Annotated in this window: 14 protein-coding genes; all 14 read right to left on the bottom strand. The window is 63.4% G+C overall.

The annotated features are described in order from the left end of the window. Positions 1-43 precede the first annotated feature (43 nt). Positions 44-1,564, bottom strand: a complete 1,521-nt coding sequence (locus CTR53_RS05830) for a tripartite tricarboxylate transporter permease (RefSeq protein ID WP_290809930.1) — start codon at positions 1,562-1,564, stop codon at positions 44-46. 18 nt (positions 1,565-1,582) lie between these two features. Continuing rightward, on the bottom strand, positions 1,583-2,122 hold the full coding sequence (locus tag CTR53_RS05825; RefSeq protein WP_290809928.1) for a hypothetical protein: 540 nt from the start codon (positions 2,120-2,122) through the stop codon (positions 1,583-1,585). Positions 2,123-2,192: 70 nt separating this feature from the next. Continuing rightward, on the bottom strand, positions 2,193-3,212 hold the full coding sequence (locus CTR53_RS05820; RefSeq protein ID WP_290809927.1) for a tripartite tricarboxylate transporter substrate binding protein: 1,020 nt from the start codon (positions 3,210-3,212) through the stop codon (positions 2,193-2,195). 129 nt (positions 3,213-3,341) lie between these two features. Next, complete coding sequence (locus tag CTR53_RS05815) at positions 3,342-3,992, bottom strand: TetR/AcrR family transcriptional regulator (RefSeq protein WP_290809925.1); 651 nt, start codon at positions 3,990-3,992, stop codon at positions 3,342-3,344. A 72-nt stretch (positions 3,993-4,064) separates the two neighbouring features. Then, on the bottom strand, positions 4,065-5,687 hold the full coding sequence (locus CTR53_RS05810; RefSeq protein WP_290809923.1) for an inverse autotransporter beta domain-containing protein: 1,623 nt from the start codon (positions 5,685-5,687) through the stop codon (positions 4,065-4,067). A 95-nt stretch (positions 5,688-5,782) separates the two neighbouring features. Continuing rightward, the gene (locus tag CTR53_RS05805; RefSeq protein ID WP_290809921.1) at positions 5,783-6,556 is read right to left on the bottom strand and encodes a LamB/YcsF family protein; all 774 of its coding nucleotides are present in this window, start codon (positions 6,554-6,556) and stop codon (positions 5,783-5,785) included. A gap of 12 nt (positions 6,557-6,568) precedes the next feature. Then, positions 6,569-7,618: a biotin-dependent carboxyltransferase family protein gene (locus CTR53_RS05800; protein WP_290809919.1), complete on the bottom strand. Its 1,050-nt coding sequence runs from the start codon at positions 7,616-7,618 to the stop codon at positions 6,569-6,571. Then, positions 7,615-8,343, bottom strand: coding sequence for a 5-oxoprolinase subunit PxpB (gene pxpB / locus CTR53_RS05795; RefSeq protein WP_290809917.1), 729 nt, complete (start codon positions 8,341-8,343; stop codon positions 7,615-7,617). Before pxpB ends, CTR53_RS05800 begins: the two co-directional genes overlap by 4 nt. A 24-nt stretch (positions 8,344-8,367) precedes the next feature. After that, a complete protein-coding gene (locus tag CTR53_RS05790; RefSeq protein WP_290809915.1) occupies positions 8,368-9,048 on the bottom strand; it encodes a DUF2848 domain-containing protein in 681 nt (226 codons plus the stop codon). A 10-nt stretch (positions 9,049-9,058) separates the two neighbouring features. Next, on the bottom strand, positions 9,059-10,342 hold the full coding sequence (locus CTR53_RS05785; protein WP_290809913.1) for a TRAP transporter large permease: 1,284 nt from the start codon (positions 10,340-10,342) through the stop codon (positions 9,059-9,061). Positions 10,343-10,346: 4 nt separating this feature from the next. Further along, complete coding sequence (locus CTR53_RS05780; RefSeq protein WP_290809911.1) at positions 10,347-10,964, bottom strand: TRAP transporter small permease subunit; 618 nt, start codon at positions 10,962-10,964, stop codon at positions 10,347-10,349. Positions 10,965-11,032: 68 nt separating this feature from the next. Further along, positions 11,033-12,082 carry a TRAP transporter substrate-binding protein gene (locus CTR53_RS05775; RefSeq protein ID WP_290809909.1) on the bottom strand — a complete coding sequence of 350 codons (1,050 nt, stop codon included), beginning with the start codon at positions 12,080-12,082 and terminating at the stop codon, positions 11,033-11,035. A gap of 37 nt (positions 12,083-12,119) precedes the next feature. Beyond that, a complete protein-coding gene (locus tag CTR53_RS05770) occupies positions 12,120-12,923 on the bottom strand; it encodes a putative hydro-lyase (protein WP_290809907.1) in 804 nt (267 codons plus the stop codon). Positions 12,924-13,038: 115 nt separating this feature from the next. After that, positions 13,039-13,950: a LysR family transcriptional regulator gene (locus tag CTR53_RS05765; RefSeq protein WP_290809905.1), complete on the bottom strand. Its 912-nt coding sequence runs from the start codon at positions 13,948-13,950 to the stop codon at positions 13,039-13,041. Positions 13,951-14,012 lie beyond the last annotated feature (62 nt).

Here is a 14,012-nt window from a genome sequence, read left to right as displayed (position 1 = left end):
TATAGCGTGGAAAGGCGGGTATCGTCAATTCCGCTCTCGTGGGTCAGGCGCGCCGGAACGGGCGCAGCAGCAGCGCCGTGCCCTGTCCCATGACGCGCCGGGCGAACGGCACATTCATCAGGACGGTGAACAGCACCAGCAGGAAGATGACGAAGGCGATCGGACGTCCGAAGAACGGCGTGAGATCGCCATCGGACAGGCTCAGGCCACGGCGCAGGCTCTTGTCGAGCAGGTCGCCCAGCACGATGCCGAGCACCAGCGGCGCCATCGGATAGTTCAGGCCGCGCATCGCCAGGCCGATGATGCCGAAGACCAGCATGACCAGGATGTCGAAGGGTCGCGAGGCAATGGCGTAGGAGCCGACGGAGCAGAGCACGAAGATCACCGGCATGACCAGCGCGCGCGGCACCAGCAGGATCTTGACCAGCAGCCTGGTCAGCGTCAGGCCATAGATCAGGATGCCGATGGAAGCGAAGAACATCATCGCCACGACGTCGTAAACGAAAGAGGGACTCTCCACCATGATCAGCGGCCCGGGACGCACGCCATGGATCAGCATGGCGGCCAGCAGCACGGCCGCCGGAGCGGAACCGGGTACTGCCAGGGTCAGCACGGGGATCACCGCACCCGGCACGCAGGCATTGTCGCCGGTTTCGGCAGCCATCAGGCCTTCGACCGAACCCTTACCGAACTTCTCCTTTTCCTTGCTGGCGCGGCGCGCAGCAGCATAGGAACTCCAGGCCGCGACATCCTCGCCCACGCCCGGCACGATGCCGATGAAGGTGCCGATCAGGCCGGAACGAATAACCGTGCGCCAGTATTGCAGCACGTCCGCAATCTTGGGGATCACGGTGTCGTAGGTGTTGATGATGAATTTCTGCGGCTTGTCCTTCATCACGTTCAGCACCTCGGCAAAGCCGAAGACGCCGACCAGCGCCGGGATCAGCGCGATGCCGCCCGACAGGTCGTGCACGCCGAAGGTGAAGCGGTCGTAGGCATACATGCCCTCCTGACCGATGGCGGCGATGAACAGCCCGATGAAACCGGCGATCCAGCCTTTCAGCGGATCGGTGCCGGTGAGGTTGCCCGAGATCACCACACCGAAGACGGCAAGCCAGAAGAATTCATAGGCGCCGAATTTCAGCGCCATTTCGCCCAGGATCGGCGTGAACAGCGCCAGGAAGAACATGCCGATCCAGGTGCCGAGGATCGAGCCCGAAGTGGCAATGCCCATGGCACGGCCGGCGAGACCCTGCTTGGCCAGCGCATGTCCGTCGAGGCAGGAGGCAGCTGAAGCCGGCGTACCTGGAATATTGAGCAGGATGGCGCTGCGGCTGCCGCCGTAGATGGCGCCGACGTAAGTGCAGATCAGGATCAGCAGCGCCTGGTCGGACGGCAGCTTCAGCGTCAGCGTCGTCATCAGTGCCACACCCATGGTGGCGGTGAGGCCCGGCAGCGCACCGATGATCAGGCCGACCAGCGAGGCAACCAGCGCATAGAAAATGGTTTCCGGGCTGGAGAAGCTCCAGATCGAATGGGCAAAACCGAGCAGGCCGTCAAACATGGATGCGCGCCTTCTTACTTACGGCAGACGAACGAGGAAGAGTTCTTCAAAGATATACTGGATTGCCCAGCCGGCCAGCAGGCCATGCACGACAGCAATCGCGATGCCGCGCGGCACCTGTCCGGCGGCGCGGCGCTCGGCATACTGGAAAACGATGACGAAAGTGGCGATATAGACTGCCGTGACCAGCCAGAACGGCAGCGCGCTGGCAACGATGACCAGTGCATAGACCAGCGACAGGCCGAGGCTGAAAATCAGGCGCCAGTGGTCGCGTAGCACGAGGCGGCGGGGCGGCCGCGTCTGCAGCGCACCGCCGCGCACCGCGCGAAACATCAGGATCGCGCCCATGAAGGCGATGGCAATGCCGAGCAGGCCCGGTACCAGGCCCGGCGCCGTGTAGATGCTGGCCTGGAAACGTTCGAGGCGATCCATCTTCAGGCTGATGACGAGAATCGCGAGGCCCAGCGCGATCCAGACCCAGGCAGACCAGAAATCGGCGCGCGGCGAAACCGTGGCTTCTTCGGCGGTGGCAGGCTGGGCTGGGGTCTGGTCCATCATCACGACTCCTGAAAAGCAAATCGGCCGCCCGGCTTGTATCAAGCCAGGCGGCCGTCCTGTTAACTCCGGCTTACGGCTTCGGGATGCCGAGCGTTTCCGGATTGACCTTGGCCTTGCCGCCTTCCTGCAGGATCCAGGCAGCGCCCTGGATGGCCGGGAAAGAGGCCTTCTTGGCGGCTTCGCCATACTGCGGATCGAAGATCGCGCCCTTGTCGGAGGCATATTTCTTCAGCGCTTCCGACTTGGAAATCTTCTCCGCCCAGATCTTGTTCAGCGTGGCGGTCACCTCCGCCGGCACACCCTTGGGCACGAAGATGCCGAAATAGTTGGCCTCGGTGCGGAATTTCGGCAGCGTCTTGGTGATCGGCTCGATCGGCGCAACGCCGTCAACCACCAGCGGCTTGTCGGCCAGCACGGCCAGCGGACGCAGGCGTTTGCCGCGGATCATCTCGATCTGCTCGACGCCCAGCTGGCTGGTCACTTCGGTTTCGCCCGAAACCGTAGCAATCACTGCCGGATTGCCGCCGTCATAGGACACGTGCTTGTAGGTGGCGCCCGCCGCGCGCGACAGCGCCTCCGAACCGTAATGGCCCGATGAATTCACGCCGGCCGTGGCGAACGACACGTGGCCCGGCTTGGCCTTCATCGCCGCCAGCAGATCGGCAACGCTCTTGTAGGGCGTGTTCGGATTGACGCTGATCACCGCCTGATTCGCGACAGTCAGGTAGAAATCCCAGTCCTTCGCCTGGGTGTCGAGCAGACCAGACACGGCATAGGAACCGATATCCTTCGCGGCGCCCGAAGCCCAGGTGTAGCCGTCCTTGTTGCCTTCCAGCACGCTCTTGGTGCCGATCGAGCCCGAGCCGCCCGGCTGGTTGACGACAACGACCTTCTGGTTGAGCGCCTTTTCGAGCTCGGCGGCGGTGACACGGATCACCTGATCGGTGGAGCCGCCGGCGGCCCAGGGCACGATTACGGTGATCGGCTTGGTCGGCTTCCAGGTCTGCGCGTCGGCCGGCTGGGCGACGAGGCCCAGGGTACCGACCGCGAAAGCGGCCACAGCGATACGAATAGCAAGCTTGCCTTGCATGGCGGTCTCCTCCGTTATGGATCGTGACGATCCTTGTTATCCAGCCAGCATTTCCGATGCCGGGCGGGCTTGTCAACGGGGAAGTAACCGGTCAGTTACGAAATTCGGCCGGGCCGCTGCCCGGTCGCCTCAAGGCCGCAGGTAGCCCAGCACCACTTCCATGGAATGGTCGAGGCGGGTTTTCTGCTGTTTCGGCGACAGCAGGTTGCGGCCGAAAATGGTCGACAGCGTATGGATGTTGGAAAAGTAAAAGAAACCCAGCGCTGCAATCGTGGTGTAAAGCTCGACCGGATCGACCCCTTTGCGGAACACGCCGTCTTTCTGGCCGCGCTGCAGCAGATCGGTAATCACCACCAGCAGCGGCGTGTAGAGCTCGCGGATCTTTTTGGAATCCTTCAGATAGCTGGCCTTGTGCAGGTTCTCGGCATTCAGCAGCGCGATGAATTCGGGATTGCGCGAACAGAATTTGAAATTGAACTCCATCAGGTAGCGCATGCCGTCTTCCGGCTTCATGCGCGCCACGTCGATGGCATGTTCCTCCTCGCGCATCCGCGTATACGCGTTTTCCAGCACGGTGAGCCAGAGGCCCTCCTTGTTGCCGAAATACTCGTAGATCATGCGCTTGTTGGAGCCCGAACGCGCGGCGATCTCGTCGACCCGCGCGCCGGCCAGACCCTTGGCGGCGAATTCATAAAGCGCCGCATCGAGAATGTTGCGCCGCGTTACATCCGGCTGACGGCTTTTTTTCTGTGTGGGCTTGGCGGATTTCGACTTGGTCATACTGACACTCTCCCCGTCGCCCAGTCTTGCCGGGCAACGGGGGGAGCCGTCAAGCCGGAGCCGTGCCCGGCGTTACGGGCAGGTCGTGCCGTTGGTGAAGCCGATGCTGCCGCTGGCCGGCGTACCGACACAGTTGCCACTGCCACGGATATTGCCGGTCGAGTCGCCGGTGATGGTGGTGACGCCGGCACCGAAATTGACAATGTTGTTCGTAGTGCCGCCGGTCGCACTGATCGTGTTGCCGGTAAAGGTCAGCGTCGTGTTTGAACTGCTGGCAAACAGCGCCGTCATGGTGGTGGCAGTGCCGCTGCCGCTCGCCGTGATGGTGTTGTTGCGCAGAGTAACCGAGGTGTTCTGACCGATGGTCACGACGTTGCCCACGGCCGCGCCGCTCTGCGTTCCGGTGATGATGCTATTCTCGATATGCACGCCGGTGGAGCCGTCTGCCACCTGCACCACGCGGCCAGCGGCGCCGCCGCTGTAGGCACCCGTCACCGTCACGCCTTCCAGCCGGCCACCAGCATTGAGTTGTACGGTCGTGGTGGTCATATTGGTGCCATTGATCGACGCGCCGGTATTCACGACAGCCGTACGACCAGAGGCACTGCGCACCGTGGCGAATCCGGTCAGGGTCTGGTTGAAGGCCAGGCTGACTGCATTGAGACCCGTCGTCTGGAAGGCACCGGCCAGAATGACCGTCGAATTATTGCCGGCCGCCGTGACGACATCATCGAGATCGTCACCCGCCGTGGTCGCGCTGTTCAGTACGGTGAAGGTCGAGCCATTCGCCAGCTGAGTCGCCGTCTCCGGCGCGCTGAACTGGCCGGCCTGGCTGACCACGTCGATATCGCGCACGACGGGATCGGCCATGCGGCGTTCCATCGGCGTCAACGTGGAGGCAGGGCGTCCGTATACCTGAAAAGGTATGCGCAGGCGGGCGGTGAGGAAGCCCTGGCTGCCGCGCGGATCGTCATGCTGCCATTCGGCACCGATGCTGAAGCGCGAGCCTTCCCACAGATACGGCACGCTGTCGAAGGTGAGTTCGGCACGGGCGCGCGGGCCGCTGATATCCTCCACACCGCTTTCGCTGAAATGGTAGGCGCCGCCAAAGATGCGGAACTGCCGGTCGGCAGATGCGTCGAACAGCGGCACGCGCCGGCCGACCTCCGCATCGAAACCGCCCATGCTGCGTTCCTCGCCGCCGCGGAAGATCACCGTGGTGCCGGAGACTTCGGCGGTGTTCAGGCTGTCAATATTGTGGCTGCGCCGCCCGACCGGCGCGTAATAGTTGGCGCGCAGATCCCAGTCCTGCGACAGCGCTTCGACACCGAGGGTCACCTGGTTGAAGTGGTTGTCGTATTCGGTGCGGCGCCGATCGAAATAACCGTAGGCGCCCAGATTCCAGCCGCTCTCCAGCATGTGGCGGACACCAAGGCCGTAATTGCCCTCGTTGCTGTCGTTATCGTCCATGCGCAGGCGCAGATTGGCGAACAACAGGGTGTCGGCGGACTGCGCGACGGGAATGAACAGATCGGCTTCGCTCAGCGAGCGTTTCGTGCCCGGCTTGGCCTCAAGATCGATATGAGGGCCCCATTTGGGCTCGGCGGCGCTCTGCGCGACAGCAGACGTAGTGACCGCACAACCAACTACCAACGCGAGAATAGTGGCGGAACGACTGCTGCTGCGGCTTATCACTGGTATTCCCCCGAAACCGAAATCACCGTCGAGGGTTAAGCCAGGTCACTCACTCAGTCAACGGATTTATGAAAATACAAATATCCTGGTGCAGATTACTCCAGCATCTCCGGCAGCGTGACCAGTTTCACGCCGGCCTGCTCCAGCCCGGTACGGATGTGGCGCGCCATGGAGACCGCGCCGGCGCTGTCGCCATGCACGCAGATCGAATCGACATTGCAGGGGATGCGCTTGCCGGTGACCGAGACGATGGCGCGTTCCTGCACCATGCGCAGCACATTCTTCAGTGCCTCGTCATTGTCATGCACCATGGCATGCGGCTGGCCGCGCGGCACCAGGTTGCCATCGTCATCGTAATTGCGGTCGGCAAAGACTTCCTGCGCCACCGGCAGGTTGGCCTTGGCGGCCGCCGTCACCATGGCCGAGCCGGCCGGCGCCAGGAAGATCAGGTCTTTCGACACGCCGGCGATGCCACGCGCCAGCGCCATGGCGAGATCCATGTCGGTGGCAGCCTTGTTGTTGATGGCGCCATGCGGCTTCACATGCGTGACCTTGCCGCCCTTCGTCGCCGCCACGCCCATCAGCGCGCCGATCTGGTAGGCCATCAGCGCTTCGACTTCCCTGTTGCTCATGGTCATCGGCCGGCGGCCGAAACCCTGCAGATCGGGATAGGAGGGATGCGCGCCGATCGACACGCCATTCTTCACGGCCTCCGCCACGGTGGCCTGCATCACGCTCCAGTCACCGGCATGGAAGCCGCAGGCGACATTGGCGGTGCCGACGACGCCGAGCATCGCCGCATCGTCGCCCATGGTCCAGGCACCGTAGCTTTCGCCGAGATCGCTGTTCAGGTTAGTCTTCGTCGTCATGAGACAGTCTCCCTAGCGCCAGTGCCCGCTGGGGGCATCGACTGCGCCGCTGATCAGATTCTGCGTATATAGCGCGTTCAGGTCGAGAGTGACATCGGGCGGTGCCGTGCGGATGCCCTCGATCAGGCGGCGTACCATCTTTTCCTGTTCGCGGCGCGCGGCTTCGGCGGCGGCGACCTCGACAGCCGTGAAGCTGAGCGTATCGCCGGGCTTCATGCGGCCAACGCGGGCGAGATCGGCGGAAATCACCGTGGCGATCTTGGTATAGCCGCCGGTGGTCTGGCGATCCGCCATCAGGATGATCGGCTTGCCGTTGCCCGGCACCTGGATCGATCCGGTGACGACGCCTTCGGAGGCAATATCGGCGCCGCGCGTGTGTTCCACCGTCTCGCCTTCGAGCCGGATGCCCATGCGGTCGGCTTCCTTGGTGATGCTGTAGGTGGCCGACAGGAAGGTCTCGATGCCCTTTTGCGTGAAGCGGTCTTCCTGCGGGCCGAGCACCACGCGGATCGGACCGGAGCCATAGTCAATCTCATCGGCGAGTTCGCGTTCGTCGCCTTCGGCGGCAATCGTATTGAGCGGCAGACTGTCGCCGGCTTTCAGCGCGCGACCCTCGAAGCCGCCCAGCCCGGAGCGCATATAGGTCGACAGGCTGCTCATGAAGGCGGGAATCGCAAACCCGCCGGCGACCGCCAGATAGGCGACACCGCCCTCGTCCACCGCACCGATGGTGAGTTTATCGCCGCGTTTCAGCAGCAGCGAACGCCAGGGTTTTGCGGGTCGCGCCTCGCTGCCATCGGCGGGCTGCAGGGTGAGTTTCGCCTTGCCGCCAAGCACGACGCGCACGCCGTCAGCAGCCGCCACCAGCGTCGGCCCGAGATAGCCGATTTCCAGCGCGCCGGTATTTTCCGGATTGCCGACCACCGCGTTGGCGAGCCGCAGCGCAATCGCATCGGTAGCGCCGGCCACCGGCATGCCGAGCGCCTGCGCACCGAGCCGGCCGAGATCCTGCACCGAGGTCATCAGCCCGGGCGCGACGACATCGAGGAAGCGGGCGCTCATGCTTTCACCCTGAGCGCAGCATAGTCGAACGAGCCATCCTCAACCTGGTGCAGCATCGCGGCATAATCATCTGCAGAGACCGCGACATAAGTCACTTCATCGCCGGCGCCGAGCAGGATCGGTTCTTCGCGCGCGGCATCGAACAGTTTGAGCGGCGTGCGGCCCAGCAGATGCCAGCCGCCCGGGCTTTCCCAGGGGTAGATTGTCGTCATCGATTCGGCGATGGCGACCGAGCCTTGGGGAACCTTGGTGCGCGGCGAGGACCGGCGCGGCAGATGCAGCACGGCATCGAGCCCGCCCATATAGGCGAGGCCCGGCATGAAGCCGAGCATGTAGACGAAATAACGTCCGCCGGTATGAATCTCGATCACCTTCTGCGGCGTGACCTTGCAGCGTTCGGCGACCTCGGCCAGATCGGGCGCAAACTCCTCGGCATAGCAGACCGGCAAACGCCAGAGCCGACCGGCGTGCTGCTGCGGCTTCAGCCCGTCGAGCAACCCGCGCACATGGCTTTCGAGATCGGCGCGGCTGGTGGCGAGCGGATCGTATTGCACCAGCAGGGCGCGGAAAGACGGGATGGTTTCCACCAGACCAGCCGGACGCGTGTCGGTCAGTGCGGCATGCAGCGCCATCACCATGGCATTGATGCCACGGTCGATGCCCTCGCCGAATTCGACACTGAAGCCGGTATCGCCGAAGGACCGGATCTGGGGATAGGCGCTCATACCGGAGTCATAGAGCGGGCCTGCTCAGGCTACAACAGGAAGCGCCTCGATATCGTAGGCGTGGTTGAGCTTGCGCTGCAGCACCGGGTCTTCCAGTTCCATCTCGAACCGCGTGCCCGGGCGGATGCCGCCGATGGCGCCGATGGTGCCGCCGAACATCAGGCTGCCCGGAGGGAGCGTGGCGGCGTTGCTGTAGCGCTGCATCAGGTCGGCCGGACTGCGCAGGCCGGAGACCGCGCCTTCCTGATACAGGGTGCGCTGGCCATCGATGGTCGCCCAGGCGCGCAGGATCAGACTGTCCCAGTGCGGGGCCACTTCCTCGTAGCGCCAGAGCCCGGTGCCGACCACTTTCGAGCAGAGCTGCTTGGAGAGCGCGACACCGGCTGATTCAGCCTTGCGGTCGGTGTGATCCGAACCGACTGCGACCCAGAGGCCGTCAGCCAGCGACAGCACCACCGGCTCGACCTCACCCGAGGTATCCGGGCCGAGCACCTGCAGATGCGTGGTCTGGCTCAGCTGGCCGGTGCCGATGCGATAGAACAGCGGCACGCTGCTCGGCCGCGGCACGCCGATCGCGGCGAGTTCTTCGATATGGTGTTCGATGGCATGCGCGTCACGGCCGGCCCAACCGGCCACGATCAAAGTGTCGATCTGCACGGCGACGCGGTCGCGCTTGTCCTGCCAGAGGCGGTCGAAAGTCAGCATGTTCGGAATCCTAACCAAAAGCAGTCGGCAGCCAGAGCGCAAGCCCCGGGAAGATCGTGAGGAGCAGGATCAGCAGCACCATGATGCCGACGAAGGGCACCGAGCCGGCGATCACGTCGTTCAGCGTGCCATGGGTGCGCAGCGACTGCACGACGAAGAGGTTGAGGCCGACCGGCGGCGTGATCAGCGCCATCTCGATCAGGATGATGATGATGATGCCGAACCAGATCGGATCGAAGCCGAGCCCGAACATCACCGGCGCTACGATGGGAATCGTGGTGATCATCATCGACAATGTTTCCATGAAGCAGCCGAGGATCAGGTAGAAGATCACCAGCGCGATCAGCATCTCGAATTTCGACAGGCCGAGACCGGCGATGAAATCGGTCAGCATCGTGGTCAGGCCGATGGCCGAGATGACGAAATTGAGGAAATAGGCCGCGACGATGATCATCATCACCATGGCCGTGGTGCGCATGGTGTTTTCCATCACCTCTTTCAGCATGGCAATCGACAGCCGCCGATAGAAGGCCGCCAGCCCGAGTGCTGCCACCACGCCGAGCGAAGCGGCTTCGGTCGGCGTCGCCAGGCCGGCATAGATCGAGCCGACCACGACGAGGAAGATGCCAAGCGGCGGCAGCAGGTCGACCAGGCTGGCGAGGCGTTCGCTCCAGCTGTAACTCTGCGTGCTGCCGCCCCAAGCCGGCTTCACCACGCAGCAGACGGCGACCAGCGCCATGAAGAGAACCGCCAGGCCGAGGCCGGGAATGATACCGGCGAGATACAGCTTCGGGATCGAGGTGTCGGTCAGTACCGCATAGATGATCATGTTGATCGACGGCGGAATGAGAATACCGAGCGTGCCACCGGCCGCCAGGGTGCCGAGGAACAGGCGTTCGTTATAACCGTGCTTCTTGACCAGCGGCAAAGCCACGGTGCCGACCGTGGCGGCGGTGGCGACCGACGAACCCGAGGTGGCGGCAAAGATGGCACAGGCGCCGATGTTGGAATGCATCAGGCCGCCGGGAATCCAGGCCAGCCATTTCACCATGGCGGCATACATACGCTCGGCGACACCGGCGCGCAGCAGGACCTCGCCGAGCAGGATGAACATCGGGATCGAGACCAGCAGAAAGTCTTTCGATGACGACCAGGCGACCTCGCCCAGTGCCAGGCTGAGCGGCATCTTCGAATAGATTTTGTCGAGCAGCAGGCCGAGCGTGCCGAGCGCACCGGCCACCGGCAGGGCGGCAGCCAGCAGGGCGAGCAGGAGAACGAGCGTTGTGCCAAGCATCGGTTCAGTCCTGCGGCTTGAGAGTGGCGGCCAATTTTATGTTGGCAGTGTGGGCGGCTTCGTCGGCGGCGTCTTCCTCAATGGTGCGTGCACCGGCGAGGCTGCGCACCTTGGCGAGATCGCCGCCCAGCAGCGCGAACAGGCTGCGCAGCAGCAGCGGCAGAATGGTGAAAAGGAAGAAGACCAGTCCGATCAGCCAGAGCGACTGCGGCATCCACAGTGGTGTCGCCAGCGGCGTGGTGGCACGGGCCTGGAAGGCCAGCGAAGTATCGAGCACAGCCCAGGCCTGCCAGGTCAGCAGCGCGAGGAAGCCGCCAAAGGCGATCAGAGCAAGAATGTCGAGGATGGCGCAGAGAATCTGCGGCAGATGGATATACAGCGCGTCCACGCGCACATTGGCGCGGCGCAGCAGGGTGAAGGCCAGCGCCCAGGTGGTGCCGATGGCGAAGGCATAGCCCGAAAGCTCGTCGGCGCCGCCCAGCGACACCAGGAGCAGCTTGCGCAGCAGAACGTCGACGGACACCAGAATGGCGGAGGCGAGAACCAGAGTGCCGCCGGCCCAGATGGCGTAGTGGGAAATGCGGTCGGCAAAGCCGAGCCAGCGATCGAGCAGCGCGGTCATAATGTCCCCCGGATTCAGTCAAAAGCAGGCGGGGCCGCGCCAGGGCGGCCCCGTCCGTTACACCGAGCTTACTTCGCCTTGGCGGTGATGCCGACGATCTTGCCGATACTGTCGTTCCAGGCCGGAACGCAATCGCCCGAGCAGCGCGCCGCCCATTTCGGCACGACGGTCTCTGCCATCGCCTTCTTCAGCAGGGCCTTGTCGGCCTCGGTGACCGGCACGACGGTCATCTTGGCCTTGGTGCCGAGCTTGCAGCTGTCCTTGCCGGCGTTGCAGTCGTAACCCTGCTGGGTTTCCTCGGCAGCAGCCTTCCAGATGCGGTCTTCCAGGCCCTTGATCTCGGTCTGCAGGAAGCTCTTCACCTTCGGGTCAAGTCGGTCCCAGGTCTTCACATTGACGCCGTGCATGACGTGGCTCCAGCCCAGCGGCAGGGCATAGATATGCGTCGCCACTTCGTACCATTTGGCCGAATTGCCCGACAGCGTGCCGGTGATGGCGCAGTCGACCACCTTGTTCTGCAGTGCCGGCACCACTTCGTTGAAGGCCAGTGTCACGCCGGTGCCGCCGAAGGCCTCGACGAATTCCGCCAGCGTGCGGTTGCCGGTGCGCACCTTCTTGCCCTTCAGGTCGGCCAGGCCCTTGATCTCACCGTTGCAGAACAGCACCTGCGCGGAATACGGCCAGATGCCGAGTACCTGCACGCCGAAACGCTCGCGGTAGAACTTGTCATAGACCGGCTTGTAGGCATCCGACACCTTGCGCGCGGTTTCGACATCCGGCGACAGGCCGGCGAGATCGACGGCTTCGTTGCGCGCATCATCGGCGGCGACATAGCCCAGCACGGTGGAACCGAAATCGATCACGCCGAGGCGCATCAGGCGGAAGATTTCCGCGCCCTTCAGGCCCATTTCATTGAACGGGGTGATTTCGGCGGTGATGGCGCCCTTGGACTTCTGGGTGATTTCCTTGGTCCAGAACGGCTGCTCGTATTCCTTATACTGGGTCAGGTTGCCCCAGGCGCCGACCACTTTCAGCGGCGTCTTCGGCAGGTCCTGGGCCAGAGCCGCACCGCTCAGCCCCATCGCCACGGCACCCGCGAATGCGAGCGTCTTGATCATTGATGTCATATCTTCCCCTCCGGTTGTGATTGCGAAATTACAGAATCGCCAGGCGACTGTTCTTCAGGTCGGTCACCAGCATGTGCCCCGGCGCATGGGTGATGCAGAACTCCGGCTTCACAGTGGCGATCACCGACTGGGGCGTGACGCCGCAGGCCCAGAAGACCGGCAGTTCGTCAGCCTTCACTTCGACCGGATCGCCATAGTCGGGCGTCGCGAGATCCTTGATGCCGAGCAGTTCGGGCTTGCCGAGATGCACCGGCGCGCCATGCACGGCGGGGAAGCGCGAGGTGATCTGCACGGCGCGGATCGCATCGGCGGGCTTGAGCGGACGCATCGACACCACCAGCGGGCCGCGGAACGGCCCGGCCGGCACGGTGTCGATATTGGTGCGATACATCGGCACATTGGTGCCGCAGCTGATATGGCGCAGGTCGATACCATCCTCGACCAGCGCTTCTTCAAACGAGAACGAGCAGCCGATCAGGAAGGCGACGAGGTCGTCGCGCCAGACGGCCTTCAGGTCGGGCACTTCCTCAACCAGCTTGCCGTCGCGCCAGACGCGATAGAGCGGCAGATCCGTGCGGATATCGAGATCCTCGGCCAGCGCCGGGATGCGCGGATCGCCGGGTTCGGATGCGCCGATCAGCGGGCAGGGTTTCGGATTGAACTGGCAGAAGCGGAAGAAATCGTCGGCCAGCGCCTTGGGCAGGATGGCGAGGTTGCCCTGCACGAAACCCGGGGCGATGCCGGCGGTCTGGCCACGGTGTTCGCCGCGGCGAATGGCCAGCCGGGCCTCGCGGCCACTGGCATAAATCTTACCTGACGCAACTGCGTTCATTCCGCTCCTCCACTCTGCGCCTATCGCATCATGAGGGAAGGTTGACTGTCCAATCGCGAGTTCCGATGGAAGCCTATAAGAATTTCTTATCGGTCAGGAAGCAGATGCCCCAGAGCTATTTCTGCCTCTTTTCGCGCCGCTTCATTTCTGTCTGCGCCATCTCGCGCGCGATCTCGGTGACTGCCTCGGCCAGATAGCTGTCGGGTTTGACTGGATAGCAGGCATGGAAATTCAGATCGGGCAGATTCTGTTCCGCCTTCACCACGCGCAGACGTTTTTCTGTCAGTTCTCGCCGGATGATCAGCGGCGGAATCGCCGAGATGCCAATACCGTCCAAGGTCATGCGCACGATGGTGGAGAGCGACGCATTGCCATACATACGCAAAGCCGGCATGTCGTGTCGCGTCATCATCTCGCGGATCGCAATGTAAGGTCGGGTGTTGCGCGGATAGGTAATGATCGGCCAGCGGGCAAGTGTCGATAGCGGCACCGGCTCGGCACCGAGATCGAGTGACGGACTCGCCACCCAGGCCAACGGATAGCTCGACAAAGCCACGTTTTTCATGCGCGGTTCGCTGATCGGCCCCAGCACGAAAGCGATATCCAGCTGATGCGCCAGCAGGCGTTCGCGCAACAGCGGCGAGACATCGACCTCGATCTCCAGCGTCAGCGCCGGATAGACCGTGTGCATGCGCTCGATCAGTTTCGACAGCCAGGTATGCACGATGGTTTCGGCGACGCCGAGTCGCACGATGCCGCGCATCGCCTTCTTCTCGCGCGCTGCATGCAGCAGGTCGGCGTGAAGCTGCAGCATGCGTTCGGCATAAGGCAGTAGCTCGTTGCCTTTCGAGGTGAGTGCGATGCCGCGCGGTTCGCGGTCGAAGAGTTTCACACCAAGTTCGGATTCGAGTTGTGCGATGCGCTGCGACACGGCGGGCTGCGTGGTGTTCAGTTTGTCGGCAGCGGCGCGGAAGCCGCCAAGATGGGCGACCCAGACGAAGGTTTCGAGATTGCGCAGATCGGCCATGACCGGACGCCCCTGATTTAGCCGTCGCACTATAAGCCGTTCTTATCGGCCCAGGGCAAGGT

The sequence above is a fragment of the Ferrovibrio sp. genome (assembly GCF_002796975.1).
Taxonomy (GTDB): Bacteria; Pseudomonadota; Alphaproteobacteria; order Ferrovibrionales; family Ferrovibrionaceae; genus Ferrovibrio.
The sequence above is the reverse complement of the archived record's forward strand: the minus strand, read 5'-3'. Positions and strand labels throughout refer to the sequence as shown.